General features: G+C 58.8%; 11 protein-coding genes. 5 read left to right on the top strand and 6 right to left on the bottom strand.

The window, feature by feature from the left end; genetic code table 11:
• Positions 1–39: 39 nt before the first annotated feature.
• A complete protein-coding gene (locus PPUTUW4_RS11170) occupies positions 40–975 on the bottom strand; it encodes a LysR substrate-binding domain-containing protein (protein WP_015094742.1) in 936 nt (311 codons plus the stop codon).
• Between the two features lie 90 nt (positions 976–1065).
• Here PPUTUW4_RS11170 and PPUTUW4_RS11165 point away from each other — a divergent pair, with 90 nt between their 5' ends.
• Positions 1066–2016 (top strand): DMT family transporter, encoded by a 951-nt coding sequence (locus tag PPUTUW4_RS11165; protein ID WP_015094741.1) that lies wholly within the window; start codon positions 1066–1068, stop codon positions 2014–2016.
• Positions 2017–2063: 47 nt separating this feature from the next.
• On the opposite strand, the gene PPUTUW4_RS11160 is transcribed toward PPUTUW4_RS11165, so the two are convergent.
• The 3 genes from PPUTUW4_RS11160 to PPUTUW4_RS11150 are packed head-to-tail and all read right to left on the bottom strand — an operon-like array spanning position 2064 to position 5903.
• Entirely contained in the window at positions 2064–3491 is a 1428-nt protein-coding gene (locus tag PPUTUW4_RS11160; RefSeq protein WP_015094740.1) for a diguanylate cyclase, read from the bottom strand.
• A gap of 23 nt (positions 3492–3514) precedes the next feature.
• Complete coding sequence (locus PPUTUW4_RS11155; protein WP_015094739.1) at positions 3515–4474, bottom strand: alpha/beta hydrolase; 960 nt, start codon at positions 4472–4474, stop codon at positions 3515–3517.
• A gap of 16 nt (positions 4475–4490) precedes the next feature.
• Positions 4491–5903, bottom strand: a complete 1413-nt coding sequence (locus PPUTUW4_RS11150; RefSeq protein ID WP_015094738.1) for an FAD/NAD(P)-binding protein — start codon at positions 5901–5903, stop codon at positions 4491–4493.
• A gap of 477 nt (positions 5904–6380) precedes the next feature.
• Here PPUTUW4_RS11150 and PPUTUW4_RS11145 point away from each other — a divergent pair, with 477 nt between their 5' ends.
• The gene (locus PPUTUW4_RS11145) at positions 6381–6659 is read left to right on the top strand and encodes a DUF2790 domain-containing protein (RefSeq protein ID WP_015094737.1); all 279 of its coding nucleotides are present in this window, start codon (positions 6381–6383) and stop codon (positions 6657–6659) included.
• A 278-nt stretch (positions 6660–6937) separates the two neighbouring features.
• Positions 6938–7591: a hypothetical protein gene (locus PPUTUW4_RS11140; RefSeq protein WP_041474839.1), complete on the top strand. Its 654-nt coding sequence runs from the start codon at positions 6938–6940 to the stop codon at positions 7589–7591.
• Positions 7592–7670: 79 nt separating this feature from the next.
• Here the strand turns inward: PPUTUW4_RS11140 and PPUTUW4_RS11135 are convergent, their stop codons facing one another.
• On the bottom strand, positions 7671–7970 hold the full coding sequence (locus PPUTUW4_RS11135; protein ID WP_015094735.1) for a hypothetical protein: 300 nt from the start codon (positions 7968–7970) through the stop codon (positions 7671–7673).
• Between the two features lie 264 nt (positions 7971–8234).
• Positions 8235–8876, bottom strand: coding sequence for a response regulator transcription factor (locus PPUTUW4_RS11130; RefSeq protein WP_015094734.1), 642 nt, complete (start codon positions 8874–8876; stop codon positions 8235–8237).
• Positions 8877–9225: 349 nt separating this feature from the next.
• Here PPUTUW4_RS11130 and PPUTUW4_RS11125 point away from each other — a divergent pair, with 349 nt between their 5' ends.
• Together PPUTUW4_RS11125 and PPUTUW4_RS11120 are read left to right on the top strand one after the other, a co-directional pair.
• Entirely contained in the window at positions 9226–14088 is a 4863-nt protein-coding gene (locus tag PPUTUW4_RS11125; protein WP_015094733.1) for a response regulator, read from the top strand.
• Positions 14085–15215 (top strand): response regulator, encoded by a 1131-nt coding sequence (locus tag PPUTUW4_RS11120; RefSeq protein WP_015094732.1) that lies wholly within the window; start codon positions 14085–14087, stop codon positions 15213–15215. Before PPUTUW4_RS11125 ends, PPUTUW4_RS11120 begins: the two co-directional genes overlap by 4 nt.
• Positions 15216–15353 lie beyond the last annotated feature (138 nt).

The following is a 15353-nucleotide window of genomic DNA, read 5'->3' as shown; positions in this document are numbered from 1 at the left end:
AACGGGCAATGACGGCACCGACGCTAGCCGCCTTGCTCATCAGTCGCCCATCGACCCCAGAAGCCACTGGCGAAATATCTCGGCAGAGGCAGAACGCTTGCGATGCTTGAGCGATACCAGGAACTCGCCATTGCCCGTCACGCATTCAAAAGGCGTAACCCGCTGCAATTCTCCCTTGGCCAGTGCCTCATCCGCCATGAACGACCATGCCAGGCCGATGCCCATGCCTTGTTGAACGGCCCGATACGCCAACGTCAGTTGGTTGAAGACCGGGGCTTTGTCCCGCGCGACGAAGTCGATACCAAAGTGGCCGAACCATTGATGCCAGTCCAGGCACTGCCAGGCGCAGGTGTCGATCTGCACCAGGTTGGCTTGCGCCAATTGTTCCAGTGTCTCAACCCCCGAGACATCCAGTGAAGGATGAGCCACGGCATAGACGATTTCCGGCAGCAGGAAATCGCTGTCAAGCGACGGCCATTGGCCGCAACCATAGAGTACGCCCACGTCGAAATCATTGAGGCTGGCCTCATCGAACTCATTCATCGCGTGAACGTGCACGGCGATGTCGGGGTACGCCTTGTTGAATTCGATCAGTTTCGGGAACAGCCAGAATTGGGCCAGGGCATGGGTCGCCAGCACCGAGACGGCGTTGGACTGATGAACGTTGCGAATTCGCGTGACGCTTTGGTACATCGTGGTGAGGAGCACGTTGACCGTCATCAGCAGTTCATCCCCTGCGCTGGTCAACTTGACCCCTCGTGGCTTGCGCTCGAAGAGCGGGACGCCCATGCAGTCCTCAAGCTGGCGCATCTGTTTGCTCACGGCGCTCTGGGTCAGAAACAATTCGCCGGCGGCGCCCGTGAAGCTGGCGTGTCGTCCCACGGCCTCGAACGTGATCAGAGTCTCCAATGGGGGCAAGGTACGCAGATAACGGTTAATGACGGTTCTCCGGGACTGGCGATTGCTGCAAGACATTCCCCTGGGGAATGGGTGACCAACTTTATATCGCAGGTGGCGCTTATCTGCCATGGCTAGAATGCGGCTAAACAGCCTGCCAGAGCAGAGATGATGAACAGTGGAGTTGTATTTGCGATATTGGCGGGTGCCATCTGGGGTGGCGTGATTATCGGCCCTTCGTTGCTGCCGGAATTCAATGCCGTGCTGATCAGCAGTGTACGGTTTGCCCTGTATGGGATGATCTCGCTCCTCGTGGCCTTGCCCATCGCGTCTCGCCTGCTGTCGCGTTTGACGCGCAACGATGCCTGGATGCTGCTGCGTCTGTCACTGACCGGAAATATCCTGAACTACGCGCTCCTGGGCGCCTCCGTACAGCTGAGCGGGGTGACCGCGGCCGCCCTTATCAACGGCATGATGCCGCTCGCCATCACCTTTCTGGGGCGTAGCGATGCAGGGTCCCTGCCCCTGACCAGGCTCAAGCTCCCCCTGCTGCTGGTATTCCTGGGCATCGTATCGGTCAGCCTGGAACATACGGGTGCGCAGGCGGCGAGCACCTCGCTGCCTTCCCGGTTGCTGGGCCTGGCCTGCGGGTTCAGTGCTGTAGCCTGCTGGTCGTGGTACGCCACCCACAACGCCCGGTACCTCAAGCAAAGCCATTTCAACAGCAGCGAATGGTCGACGCTGACAGGCATCGTGACGGGCATCGTGGCGACCGTGTTCGGCATCGCGGCCTTGATGCTGTTCCCGAACCTGGTGCCCTCCGAGGTTGAAAGCAGCCGCTGGACGACTTTCCTGTGGGTTTGCCTGTTCCTGGCGCTCTGTGGTTCATGGCTTGCCAATGGGCTTTGGAATGCTTGCTCGCGCCGCATGCCCGCGTCGTTGAGCGGCCAGATGATCGTGTTCGAAACGCTGTTTGCCTGCGTATACGGTTTTCTGTTCAGCCAGCGAATGCCTGGCTTGATGGAAGTGGTCTCGATCGTGCTGCTGGTGAGCGGGGTCGTATGGGCGGCGAAACGTCATCGGATAATGCCGGTGAAACAGGCGCAACCCTGCGAATGACAGTCAATACTGTGGCGCAAACGCTTTCGGCGACTTCAAGACGACGCTCAGGGCAGAGGTTGGAGGCTGGTTTTGAAGGCAGTGACCACACGGTTACGGCCTTGGTGTTTAGCGTGATACAGGCGTTGATCGGCTGTACGCAGAATGGCCTCGATGGTGTCGCCATCGCGACCGGATTGCGATACGCCGATGCTCACTGTGACCACGGTTGACCGCTGCAGGCCATGAAAAGAACTATTGGCCACGGTGCTTCGCAGACGCTCGGCGATTTCATGCGCGCCTTCAAGTGAAGTCTGAGGCAGCAGTATCATGAATTCTTCTCCGCCCACTCGGGCCACGCCGTCATACGGCCGGATCGAATCGAGGCATTTCTCCACGAAACTCTTCAGGATGTCATCGCCAACCTGATGCCCGAAGCGATCGTTGATGGACTTGAAATTATCCAGATCCAGTGCCAACACGGAGAACGGCGCATCGCCGCGTTTGGTCCGGCCAATTTCGCCTTCGACCCGCTCCATGAACCGACGCCGATTATCAGCGCCTGTCAGTGGATCGGTCGCCGCAAGGTGCCCGAGTTCCTGATTGGTGCGCTGGAGTTCCTGCAGGGCGTTCTCGGCATACGCCATCGCTTCGGCAAGGCGCACCATCAACTCCTCCTGGCTGTAGATCCTGGAAAACGACCGCGTGGTGAGGAACGCTTGCACCACCCCATAGCTCAACATGAAGAATCCACCGGCGAAGATCGCGTGAGCGAGCCACCACATATGGTTCCACGGACGTGCAAGGATGAAGGCAAGGGAGGACAGCGCGAACGCGGTGACCGAGATGATGAAAATGGTCATCAGCGGCGAACGGATACGGCGCAGCAGGAGAATTGTCACGGTCAATATGGAAAGAACGAGGGCGCCCCCCTCCATCGAGAGGCGCACCGCGAGATTGCCGGCGATCGGCGAATTCGCGACGTACGCCACTGCCACGTCAACCAGCAGGAACAGTCCTATCCAGATCAACCACGGGCGGGCCTTCATTCGTTGGTCCGCGGCATCTGGTGGGCGGTGGTACGACAGCATTGCGACTAACAGCAGAACCGACATGACCAGTCGAGAGGCCGGTCCATAAAGCAGGAAGAGCCAGATATTGTGGTGCGCAAGCCCGGTGAACGCACCATGCAACGCGTAGATCACTACAAAGCCGAGAAATCCAAGCGTCATCCATCGCAGCAGCGGCTCTCCCGATGACTGATAGCAGCGCCACGTTACGTAAGTAACAAACAGGCCTGCCAAGGTGGCTGCCGTGATCGCAATGATATGGAACAGGTGATTCTCGAATAAAAGCGTGGGGTCCTGAAAATAGTGCAAGTAACCAATCAGATAGGCCGGAACAAGCGCAAATCCTGCGAGCAGCAAGCAGGCGTAAACCTTGACCATGAGGCGAACGGCTTCAGGTGGCTCGTCGGTGGCAATGAAGTTGCTCATGGGTCCCTCCAGTTTTGATCCATTCAGAGTTTTTTCAGGAAGCCCAGTAGCAGCTCATTGACCTCTGTCGCGCGCTCTTGCTGTATCCAGTGGCCGGCACCTTCGAGGATATGACAGCCGCGCAGTTGCGGCAGTGTCTGCGCGAAGGCTTCGATCTGCCGCGTGGAACCGGGAAACTTCAGCACGCCGTCGCGGCTCCCGGCAATGAACATCGACGGCTGCAGGATTTTGCAACCGCGCCAGGGTGCCAGCAGTGCCCATGAGCGCGTCATGTTGCGGTACCAGTTCAAGCCGCCGCGAAATCCGCTGCGGGTGAATTCACGGGTGTAGCAGGCAATATCCTCCAGGCTTAGCCAGGCTGGCAGGGTTTCGGGCTCGATCATCGCGCCCAGGAAGCCCTGATCCGGCTGCAGCCGCCCGAACACCGGCCAATCGGGTCCGTCCCCCGAACCACTGAAGTAGATGCGCCGCATCGACGATTCGACGTCCCTTTCCAGCTCGGCCTCGGCCACACCCGGCGTCTGGAAATACTGGATGTAGAAGTCGTTGATACCCCGCGAGGCCAGCGCGCTGAGGAGTTCCACGCGCGCCGGTGGTGAGAAGGGAACGCTCATGCCGACCACGGCGCGGAACAGATCGGGTCGCATCATTGCTGCGCTCCAGGCCACCTGCGCGCCCCAGTCATGGCCGACGATCACGGCTTGCTGTTCGCCGAGTGCGTTGACCAACTCGACCATGTCGCCTACCAGGTGGAGCGTGGTGTAGGCGTCGGGTTCGGCCGGCGCATCTGTGCCGCCATAGCCGCGCATGTCGGGTGCTACCGCCCTGTAGCCGGCGGCCGCCAGCGCAGCGAGCTGGTTGCGCCACGAGTACCACAGCTCCGGAAAACCATGGCAGAGCAAGACCAGCGGGCCGCTTCCTTGCGTGGCTATCTGCATGCGGATGCCATTGATGTCGAGCAGTTCCAGGTGTGGCTCGTTCATGTGCGCTTCCTGCGATTCAAGCGATGGCCCCCAGCAACCGTGGCAAGCTCGCCAGAGCCTGCTGCCTGCTGACCGAGAGCCGATGCAGCTGTGCGAGTTTCTCGGTGTCGGTTTCCGTAAGGCCCCTGACCACCGCCGTCATGAAGAACAAACGCGACTGCCTGATCCAGCGGGCCAAACCTTCATGCTCTCCCCAGCGTAGCTGGTTACCCAGGTAGACCGCCCAGATTCTGATCCAGTCCGTGGGGACGTGAGGCGGCGGGACCATCATGCACAGCGCGTTCATTTGCGCTTGATCGACCAGGTGGCTTTCCACATAGGCGATCAAGGCCGCGCTGAACACGGGTTGGCAGCTGCTGACCATCAACAGGTTGATCTTGCCGCCGTCGAACACCTTCATTTCAGGCAGTCTCGGGATGGCACTGGCGCTGCAATCAATGTGTAGAGCATGTGGGCTTGTGGCGATGCTGCCCTGCTCGAGCACGATGCGCGTTGGCTCGATAACGCGCACCCTCCCCTGGCGCACGACGTTGTCGATGCGTCGCAGCTCACGCAGTTCCGCCTGTGTGACGGTGGCGCAGCGGTAAGCAGTGGGTTCGACGGACTTGTCCAGGCGCAGGAGCTGGCCTGTCGCCTCAAGCCTTAAGAACAGGTCCGGGATCGAGTCCGCGGCGGCGATAGCCTCGAACTGTGCCGTGAGACCGCCGATTGTTCGTTCGAAGCCGTCGAGGCCGGGTTGCAAGTTGGCCCGGTCGATCAACCACGGATCGTTCGGCATGATCCAGCAGATTTTTTCGGGCGCAACACCGTTTTGCAGCAACCACAGGCAAGCGTCGATCCCGGTCTTGCCTGCCCCCACCACTACGTAGCTGGAGTATGGGTGGCGGATTTTCGGCAAATCGTTCAGTGGCACGCATTGCACGCCGGGTTCCACCCTGTACCTGGGCGGGTGGGTCGAGGGCACTGCTGTCTGGGCATGGGTGGCGTCCACCACCTTTTTGTGCACCCGCACCTGATGGTCTGCGCCGCTGACGAGCGAGGTAAACCGGTGGTCGTCAATCCGGTCGCCGGTGTAGTTGCACATGGGGAAGTAACGGACTCGACCTGATGGCAGGAACTGCTGATTCATCACCTGATCGAAGTAGCTCACCACCTCCCAGCCGGAGGCCAGCTCATACAAGCCCTCGTTCAGTGCCGTCGTATCTTTCGTTCCGCTACCCAGTTCCCGTGAGTTGACGCCATAGAAGGCCGAGGGCTGGTGCAACCGTACAAAGGGGTAGGCATCATTCCAGTGCCCGCCAGCTCGTTCGTGTCGGTCCACCATCACGATGCGTGCATTCGTTTCCTTGAGTAGCGTATCGACGAAGGCCATGGCCGTCGCGCCAGCACCGATGACCAGGTAATCGGTTTCGATCGGATTTTCGTCCATATGGCTGCACCGCCCTGAAGGTTGCCCCCTTAACCTCCGTAGATTAGCCACCTATGCCGCGCTCAATAGAACGAATGCTGCTCACCTCCATAACCAATGGATTAATGGCTGCAGCCCGCGCGCCAGACGGACGCCCCGTCTACCGAAGGGCATCGATTGTGGTGATCACCGGTCGAATCCATAGCCCATTGCTGCCTGTCACGAAGGACTCGGTCGACTGGCTTGAAGGCACTGATTCACCCTGCGTAAAAATCCGTCATGACATGTTATGACCTCCCTGAAAAACGGACTTTAACCAACAAATTCAGGGGTTTTAGGACGAATGGTCGAGAGGCGTCAAGCGCGGGGAATTGCAGGGAGTTTGCAGCCACTACAGTCTTTTCAGACGGGCACGTTCGTCGTGGTGAAGTGAACTTCACTTTCATCACGTGTCACATTAAGTCCTTGTCAAGTGAACTTCAGTGGAGGTACAGCCTTATGAGCATGGCCACGATAGTCAGTGCCGTGATTTCCAGTCTCGCACCCAGTGTCTTTGACCAGAACAACCTGCAAGACCCCGGCGCGCATGTATCAGCCGTCGAATACCACTACGGTATGGACATCGATGTGAAACGGGTACTGCAGCGCACCGATACATCCGACAAGACCGGCGTAGTACCGGTGACCCTGGTCTACGAAGACAGCGAGGGCGAGATTCACAAGATCCGTTTCCTCGAATGGGGTGGAAGCCCTGCCGAACCCACCAGCATTGCCTGATCCGCACGTCGATCGGGTTCCGGGCGTAGCCGCCCCCCCAACAAGAAGCGGAAGTTAAACCTCCTGTGCACTCAGTGCGATTGAGGTTTTGTGTTACCTGAAAATGGACATATTCGAATGAATGAAAGTTCATTCGCGAAACTCACTATTATCTTGGAGGTGTATTGCCCCAGGATTAATTGATAACAATGGCTGGATCTAATTGGCAGTCAGCAACGGTAAATTCCAAATCCGTGCCGAGAGCCAAGTTGATTCACTATTTAATAAAAGAGGTCACCATGGAACTTAGTATGTTTTCTTCGTCCACCGTGGAATATGTGCGTTTGGGCGTTGTCTATTTTCATCTCATCGCCTGTTGCGTGGCAGTCGGGCTGGTCTTGACCAGTGACATTGCAATGGTCAAGCAACTCCTGAAGGGGGATGCGTCAGGGCACCACGATGATGCGCACATGGAAAGCCTTCAAAAAACCGTATCGCTTGCACTTGTAGCGCTTTGGATTACGGGCATTGGTATCGTCGGGATCGATTATGCCGGTAAGGGGATGGAGTATTTCCTCAATCCAAAACTGCAAGCCAAAATCGGCATCGTTGTGCTGTTGACCTTTAACGGCTTCCTGTTGCATAGCGCTGTATTGCCGGCGCTGAAAAAAGCCGGTTCGTTACTCAAGCTCTCCTTCAGCCTGCGCATGCTGGCGCTGTTCTCCGGCGCTCTCTCCGCCGTGTCCTGGTTCTATGCCGCCATGCTCGGTGTCGGTCGTCCGCTGGCCTGGAAGTACTCGCTGGTCGAGTTGCTGGCAGCCTATCCGGTTCTCATCGTCGGCGGTTTCGGGATGATGGTCCTGCTCACTGCCTGGGCAAAAGACAGAGACACCGAAACGCGTATGGAGCCAGGCTTCAGGACTCCAGGAAACGCCGCCCTCGCTGGATGGTGAAACCAGACTGAACAAGGAAGTTCAGCTTCAGCCAACAAAGCCTGCTGTCAGCCGTTCGAAAACGGTGCTGCTAACGCCTCTATCGCTTCCCCTTCATGCAGACTACGGAAAGATAAGCCCCCCAAAGGACACCACACAGGGCAAGTATCAACTCCGGATTGAAAATACTCTGATCGACCGGTGCCACCAGGATTTCGCTGTAAAGGCACATGCCGCCCGCGATCAACGCAATAAAGTAGCCAGTCCGTGTTCTGGTCCGGCGCAGCAATAGAACCTTTTTCAGACCCTCCTCTTTCCATTCCTGACGGGGCATGAGTTGGATCTCCTCCAGCAGCACCACACCCCACAGTAATGCGCATAACCCATAACCTATCATCATGATGCCCTCCAGAATTCAACCTGAATTCAACCTGAATTCAACCTGAATTCAACCTGAATTCAACCTGAATGCAGCCTGCACTCAGCGCTCAACTTGTGAATATCCATTGCGGAGTCTTTTCTGACTCGTTGACGATTGAGCGGACGATAATTTCCGAGGGGTCAATATGCTTGATTGGGACGCCCCCCGCTATCGACGTTAGCAGGAGTTCTTTGTGGAGATATCGACCAAAAACTTGTAGTGATTCCACTACAAGCAGCCACTCTAGGTTAACAAGCCGTTTTCGAGTGCATAGCGGGCCAGTTGCGCGTTGCTGTCCATCCCGGTTTTTTCCAGGATGCGTGCCCGGTACGTCGTGACGGTGCTCGGGCTCAAGTGCAGAATCTGGGCGATACGGACAATTCTTTCGCCTGCAGCCAGGAGCTTCAGTACTTCAAGCTCCCGGTCGGAGAGCGCTTCGTGGGGTGCCTCGTCGCCTCTGCCGATAGCGTTGACCAGTTTTTCTGCCAGCTCAGGACTGACGTGCTTGCCGCCTGAGGCCACCTTGCGAACGGCCGCCACCAGGGTGGCTGCGCAAATATCCTTGGTGAGGTATCCCGCTGCGCCGTGCTTGATTGCGCGTAACGCATAGGCCTCGACCGAATGCATGCTCAACATCAGAACGGCGAGCTTGGGCTTGTGCGCACGCATGAGCTTGAGGAGTTCGAGGCCGTTCTTGTCGGGAAGCTGAATATCGACCAGCGCCACGTCGAAATCCTGTTCGCGGACCAGGAGCATGGCGTCTTGTGCGGTCTCGGCTTCACCCGTTACGTCGATCTCGCTGGCAGTCTCCAGCATGCGTCGCACGCCGCTACGCACGATGCTGTGATCATCCACCAGCAAGACTCTGATTTTGTGGTCAGTCATCGGTCTTTTCCACTCGCACCCGCAAGGCCCTGGCCGTTTCGTGTCTCGATGTACAGATGATGTTGAACCCGCCGGCACCGCCGCTACAGAGGCGCGCGCTCATGCACTCCCACACCCATCCTGCGGCCAGTGGCCAGCAAGCCATTGAATCTGCTGCCGGGTTCTACGTTAGCAGGTCGGGATTGCACTGCAAGATGACAATTGCCCCCAGGATCCGGGGCATTGCGTCAACCTTGCTAGTATTTCGTAAGTCAACGCACCGTTTTCAACAGGCTGAATGCTGCAATGCCGGCTCCTGCGGCAAGGGGTAATGCCTTGCCCGCGGCATCAATTTTGACTGGACACAGACATGGCCACAGTGACGACACCGATCGAAGTATTGGACATGAAGACATTGCTGGCAGCGCTGAAGTCGTTGCGAAAAGGTGACTTCACTACGCGTATGCCGGAAGACTGGACCGGCATGCCGGGCAAGATCGCCGACACGCTCAACGAGATCATCGACATGGCCGCCGAGACCACCACCGAATTCGAACGCGTGGCGCAACTGATCGGCAAGCAGGGCAAGGTCGATGAGCGAATCCAATTGCCGATGATGAAAGGCTCGTGGCAAAAGATCGTCAACTCCAGCAATGCGCTCACCAGCGACCTCATCAGCCCGATGAACGAGATCATTCGCGTGGTCGGTTCGGTGGCCGAGGGTAATCTGAGCCAGCAGGTACCGCCGGTACTCGACGGTCTGAAACTGCGGGGCCAGTTCCTCAAGTCCGCCGAGATCGTCAACACCATGGTGACGCGACTGGGTTCCTTCGCTTCCGAGGTCACCCGCGTGGCGCGCGAAGTCGGCACTGAAGGGATTCTCGGTGGGCAGGCCAATGTCAAAGGGGTGTCCGGCACCTGGAAAGACCTGACCGACTCCGTCAACGACATGGCCGCCAACCTGACCACCCAGATGCGCAACATCGCCTACGTGACCACTGCAGTGGCCAAAGGTGATTTGGGCAAGACGATTACCGTCGAAGCCCGGGGTGAGATTCTCGAGCTGAAAAACACCATCAACACCATGGTCGGCCAGCTCTCGAGTTTCGCGGCCGAGGTGACCCGCGTGGCGCTGGAAGTCGGTACCGAAGGCAAGTTGGGCGGTCAGGCAAAAGTGCGCGGCGTCTCAGGCACCTGGCGCGACCTGACCGAGTCGGTCAACGGCATGGCGGCCAACCTGACCACCCAGGTGCGCAACCTCGCACAGGTGACGACGGCGGTGGCGCGCGGCGACCTCGGCAAGAAAATCACCGTTGAAGCCAAGGGCGAGATTCTCGAACTGAAAAACACCATCAACACGATGGTCGACCAGCTCTCCAGCTTCGCCTCGGAGGTGACCCGCGTCGCGCTGGAAGTCGGTACCGAAGGCAAACTGGGCGGACAGGCCGAAGTGACTGGCGTGTCCGGTACCTGGAAGGACTTGACCAATTCGGTCAACGGCATGGCGGCCAACCTGACCACCCAGGTGCGCAACATTGCCGACGTGACGACGGCGGTGGCCAACGGCGACCTGTCGCGCAAGATCACCGCCGAAGCCAAAGGTGAAATTCTCCAGCTCAAGGAAACCATCAACACCATGGTGGACCAGCTCTCGACCTTTGCCGACGAAGTGACGCGCATGGCTCGCGAGGTGGGGACGGACGGCAAACTCGGCGGCCAGGCCAAGGTGACGGGCGTCGGTGGGACCTGGAAAGACTTGACCGACTCGGTCAACAGCATGGCGGCCAACCTGACCAACCAGGTGCGCAACATCGCCGACGTGACGACGGCAGTGGCCAAAGGCAACCTGGGACGCAAGATCACCGTGGAAGCCAAGGGCGAAATCATGGAGCTGAAGAACACCATCAACACCATGGTGGACCAGCTCAACAGCTTTGCCGCCGAAGTGACGCGGGTGGCGCGCGAAGTCGGCACCGAAGGCAAGCTCGGGGGGCAGGCACAGGTGCAAGGCGTGTCCGGCACCTGGAGGGATCTGACCGAAAACGTGAACTTCATGGCGGCCAACCTCACCAGCCAGGTGCGAGGCATCGCGAAAGTGGTGACCGCCGTCGCCAACGGCGACATGAAGAAGAAGCTGACACTGGAAGCCAAGGGCGAGATCGCCGAACTGGCCGACACCATCAACGGTATGACCGATACGCTGGCGCTGTTCTCCGACCAAGTGACCTCGGTGGCGCGTGAAGTGGGCGTCGAGGGCAAGCTGGGGGGCCAGGCCAACGTGCCGGGTGCTGCCGGCACCTGGCGCGATCTGACGGACAACGTGAACGGTCTGGCGGCCAACCTGACCAACCAGGTGCGCGCCATTGCCGATGTGGCGACTGCCGTGACCAAGGGCGATCTGACCCGTTACGTGGAGGTGGAAGCCAAGGGTGAAGTGGCGGAACTGAAGGACAACGTCAACGAGATGATCCGCAACCTGCGCGAAACCACGCGGCAAAACGCGGAACAGGATTGGCTCAAGAGCAATCTGGCGAAGTTCAACCGTCTGCTGCAGGGCCAGCGCGATCTGGCGGCAGTCTCCAAGATGGTGCTGTCTGAACTGGCTCCGCTGATTAACGCCCAGCACGGTGTGTTCTACATGATGGACGAGAACCCGCCGGATCCTGCGAAACTCAAACTGCTGTCCGCTTATGCGTACAAGGGCAACATCAATGTGAACGATGAGTGGCGGCTCGGCGAGGGCCTGGTCGGGCAATGCGCCTACGAGAAACGGCGCATCCTGTTGACCGATGTACCGGCCAATTACGTCGCGATTTCATCCGGTCTGGGTGCTGCCGCCCCGCTGAATATCATCGTGTTGCCGATCCTGTTCGAGAACAAGGTCAAGGCCGTCGTCGAAATGGCTTCGTTCACGCGCTACAGCATCATTCATCAGACCTTCCTTGATCAGCTCGCCGAATCGATCGGTATCGTGCTCAACACGATCGAAGCCAATATGCGTACCGAAGAACTGCTCAAGCAGTCGCAATCGCTGGCGCACGAACTGCAAAGGCAACAGGAGGAATTGAGACAGACCAACGAGGAGCTGGAGGACAAGGCCGGACTGCTGGCGGAGCAGAAAGCCGAAGTCGAGCGCAAGAACCGTGAAGTCGAAATCACCAAGCTGTCGCTGGAGGAGAAGGCGGAGCAGCTGACGCTGACCTCGAAGTACAAGTCCGAATTCCTCTCCAGCATGTCCCATGAACTCAGAACGCCCTTGAACAGCTTGCTGATCCTGGCCCGGCAGCTCAGCGACAACGCGGAACACAATCTCACCCCCAGGCAGGTCGAATATGCCAAGACCATCCGCAGCGCGGGCAAAGACCTGCTGGAGCTGATCGACGAGATTCTCTACCTGTCCAAGATCGAGTCGGGTACGGTCACACTGGATCTCAATGAAGCGCGGTTCGCCGATCTGCACGACCAGATCGAACGCACCTTCAGGCCGGTCGCCGAAAGCCGCGGCCTGACCTTCACGATTGAACTGGCGCCTACCTTGCCCCCCGTCTTGTGGACCGACGAAAAGCGCCTGTTGCAGATCGTCAAGAACCTGCTGTCCAACGCCTTCAAGTTCACTGAACAAGGCAGCGTGAAGATCAGCATCGAGCCCGTTGTGTCCGGGTGGAGTGTGGATCACAGCGAACTGAATCGCGCCGATGCGGTGGTCGCCTTCGTGGTCACCGACACCGGCATCGGCGTATCGGCCGGCAAGCAGAAGCTGATCTTCGAGGCGTTCCAGCAAGCCGATACCGGAACCTCACGAAAATACGGCGGCACCGGCCTCGGCCTGTCGATCAGCCGCGAGCTCGCACACAGGCTGGGCGGTGAGCTGCGGCTGATCCCCGGTGAGATCGGCAAGGGCAGTACTTTTGCGCTGTACGTGCCCTTGCGAACACAGGATGCCCAGCGTCAGATGCTGGACGAACCAGCGACAGAGACAGTACCTGGCCAGGTCAGGCGCGACCTCCTGTCAGGTCCGACTGCACAGATACTCGACGACCGCGAGTCGATCCAACCCGGCGACCAGGTGCTGCTGATGCTCGAGGGCGATGCCCGATTTGCCGGCATCCTGCTCGAGGCCGCGCACCAGAAGGGGTTCAGGGCTATCGTCACGACCCGTGGCGCGGATGCACTGGAGCTGGTCGAGCGCTTCAAACCCGCCGCGATCACGCTGGACCCGGGCCTGACGGACATCGATGGCTGGTTGCTGCTCGAGCAGTTGAAGGGAAATTTCGCCACGCGTCACATCCCGGTCCAGATCATCTCGAACACTGACGACCGCACACGCGGGCTGCGCTATGGCGCTTTCGACTATCTGCTCAAGCCGGTCACAGCCGACGAGATTCAGCATGCGCTGGTCGGCATCGTGGCTTTCGCAGGACGCAAGACCAGGAACCTGCTGCTGATCGACGGTGACGAAGCGAACCGCGCCCGTATCCTCGATCTGCTCGGCAACACCGACGTCAAGATCGAAACGACCGCCAGCGGCGCTGAAGCCTTGAAGAAACTGGCAAATAAACGCTACGACTGCATGGCAATCCATCTCGAACTGCCCGACGCATCCGGCATCAAGCTCCTCGAGGCGTTGCAGGAAGACCAGGCCATGCGTGAATTGCCGATCGTCGTCTACGGTGCAGAGACACTGACCAAGCCGCAACACGAGCGTTTCCGGACACTGCTGGGCAAGGGCGTGATCAAGGCCGTTCAATCCCCCGAGCGCATACTCGACGAAACCGCACTGTTTCTACACCGTGTCGTCGACAGGCTGTCGCAGACCCAGCGCAGGATGCTGGAAAAACTCTATGAGGGCTCAGACAGCCTCGAGGGCAAAATGGCCCTGGTGGTCGACGACGACGTGCGCAATATCTTTGCCCTGACCAGCGTGCTCGAAAGCAACAACATGCGGGTGGCCACGGCCGAAAACGGCCGAACCGCCATAGAACTGCTGCAGCAGCAGCCCGATACCGACATCGTGCTGATGGACATCATGATGCCCGAGATGGATGGCTTTGAAACCATGCGCCAGATCCGTACCTTCAAACGATTTGAAGCCCTGCCCATGATTGCGCTGACGGCCAAGGCGATGATGGGTGACCGTGAAAAGTGCATTGAGGCAGGCGCCTCGGACTATGTCAGCAAGCCGGTGGATACCGACCAGCTGCTGTCACTGATGCGCAAATGGCTCTATCGATGAAGCAACCTCCGGTATTCAAAGAGAGCGCCCAGGTGCGGCACCCTGCCCCGCCTGATGGCGTGCCGGCCTCCGTGTTGCTGGTGGATGACAACCCCGCCAAGCTCACCGCGCTCGCCGCAGTGATTACCGACATGGGCCTCGATGTCGCCACGGCGACTTCCGGACGCGAGGCGCTGCGCCTGCTATTGCAACGCGACTTCGCCGTCATTCTGCTCGACGTGAAAATGCCGGTGATGGACGGCTTTGAAACCGCTGCCCTCATCCACGGCCGCCCGAAGTCGGCCCATACCCCCATTATCTTCGTCACCGCGGAGGCTGACACCGATTCCGAGCGTTTCCGCGGTTACACGTCCGGCGCCGTGGATTACATCTTCTCGCCGATTGTGGCCGAAGTGCTTCGCGCCAAGATCCAGGTGTTTGTCGACCTGTTCTACTTGCAGCGCAAACTGACGATGCAGGCCGAAGAATTGCTGCAATCGAAACGGCAGCTGCGTGAACTGGCCTCCTATCAGGAGCACCTCAAGGAAGAAGAGCGAAAGCGCATCGCACGCGACATCCACGACGAGCTGGGACAGAGTCTGCTGGCGTTGCGCATCGATGTCTCCATGCTGCAGGCGCGCACCCGTACCATGCACCCCAGGCTCAACGAAAAGGCCAGCGATGCGCTGAATCACCTCGATACGGCCATCCGCAGTGTGCGCAGCATCATCAATGATCTTCGACCACCCGTACTCGACCTGGGATTGCAGGCCGCGATCGAGTGGCAACTTGAAGAGTTCCGGCAGCGCAGCGCGATCGATTGCACGATGTCGGCCAAAGACGAAAATTTCCGTTGCGACCTGAATGAAAAATCCGCCACGACGCTGTTCCGCATCGTGCAGGAATCACTATCGAATATTGCCCGGCACGCGCAAGCGACACAGGTGCATATCGAACTTTCCAGGGAGGGTCGCCGGCTTTACCTGCAGATCAAGGACAACGGCGTAGGCATGACGGATCGCAAAAAACTGAACTCGTTCGGGCTGGTGGGCATGAAGGAACGCATCAGCATGCTGGGCGGGGAGTTCACGATCGACAGCGCACCGGACAAAGGAACGAGATTGAGCATATCGCTGCCCATTGACTGACCTGGATGGTGCTGAAAGTGCTATGGCCCGTGCCCATGACCGGGTATGCGTATCTCGTCGCAGGTGAATCACAGCACTACGTTGAGTCGCCGCTAAAACGGGTCGATTTCTACCTGTCGCGCCAGGCAGAAATCGGCC

Origin of the sequence: Pseudomonas sp. UW4 (assembly GCF_000316175.1) — a bacterium.
GTDB lineage: Bacteria > Pseudomonadota > Gammaproteobacteria > Pseudomonadales > Pseudomonadaceae > Aquipseudomonas > Aquipseudomonas laurylsulfatiphila.
This window is presented reverse-complemented; position numbering and strand designations above follow the sequence as displayed.

Coding starts and splice junctions, on each gene's coding strand:
- PPUTUW4_RS11160 (WP_015094740.1), bottom strand. CDS start 3,491: ATGAGCAACTTCATTGCCACCGACGAGCCACCTGAAGCCGTTCGCCTC.
- PPUTUW4_RS11150 (WP_015094738.1), bottom strand. CDS start 5,903: ATGGACGAAAATCCGATCGAAACCGATTACCTGGTCATCGGTGCTGGC.
- PPUTUW4_RS11145 (WP_015094737.1), top strand. CDS start 6,381: ATGAGCATGGCCACGATAGTCAGTGCCGTGATTTCCAGTCTCGCACCC.
- PPUTUW4_RS11155 (WP_015094739.1), bottom strand. CDS start 4,474: ATGAACGAGCCACACCTGGAACTGCTCGACATCAATGGCATCCGCATG.
- PPUTUW4_RS11130 (WP_015094734.1), bottom strand. CDS start 8,876: ATGACTGACCACAAAATCAGAGTCTTGCTGGTGGATGATCACAGCATC.
- PPUTUW4_RS11165 (WP_015094741.1), top strand. CDS start 1,066: ATGATGAACAGTGGAGTTGTATTTGCGATATTGGCGGGTGCCATCTGG.
- PPUTUW4_RS11120 (WP_015094732.1), top strand. CDS start 14,085: ATGAAGCAACCTCCGGTATTCAAAGAGAGCGCCCAGGTGCGGCACCCT.
- PPUTUW4_RS11125 (WP_015094733.1), top strand. CDS start 9,226: ATGGCCACAGTGACGACACCGATCGAAGTATTGGACATGAAGACATTG.
- PPUTUW4_RS11170 (WP_015094742.1), bottom strand. CDS start 975: ATGTCTTGCAGCAATCGCCAGTCCCGGAGAACCGTCATTAACCGTTAT.
- PPUTUW4_RS11140 (WP_041474839.1), top strand. CDS start 6,938: ATGGAACTTAGTATGTTTTCTTCGTCCACCGTGGAATATGTGCGTTTG.
- PPUTUW4_RS11135 (WP_015094735.1), bottom strand. CDS start 7,970: ATGATGATAGGTTATGGGTTATGCGCATTACTGTGGGGTGTGGTGCTG.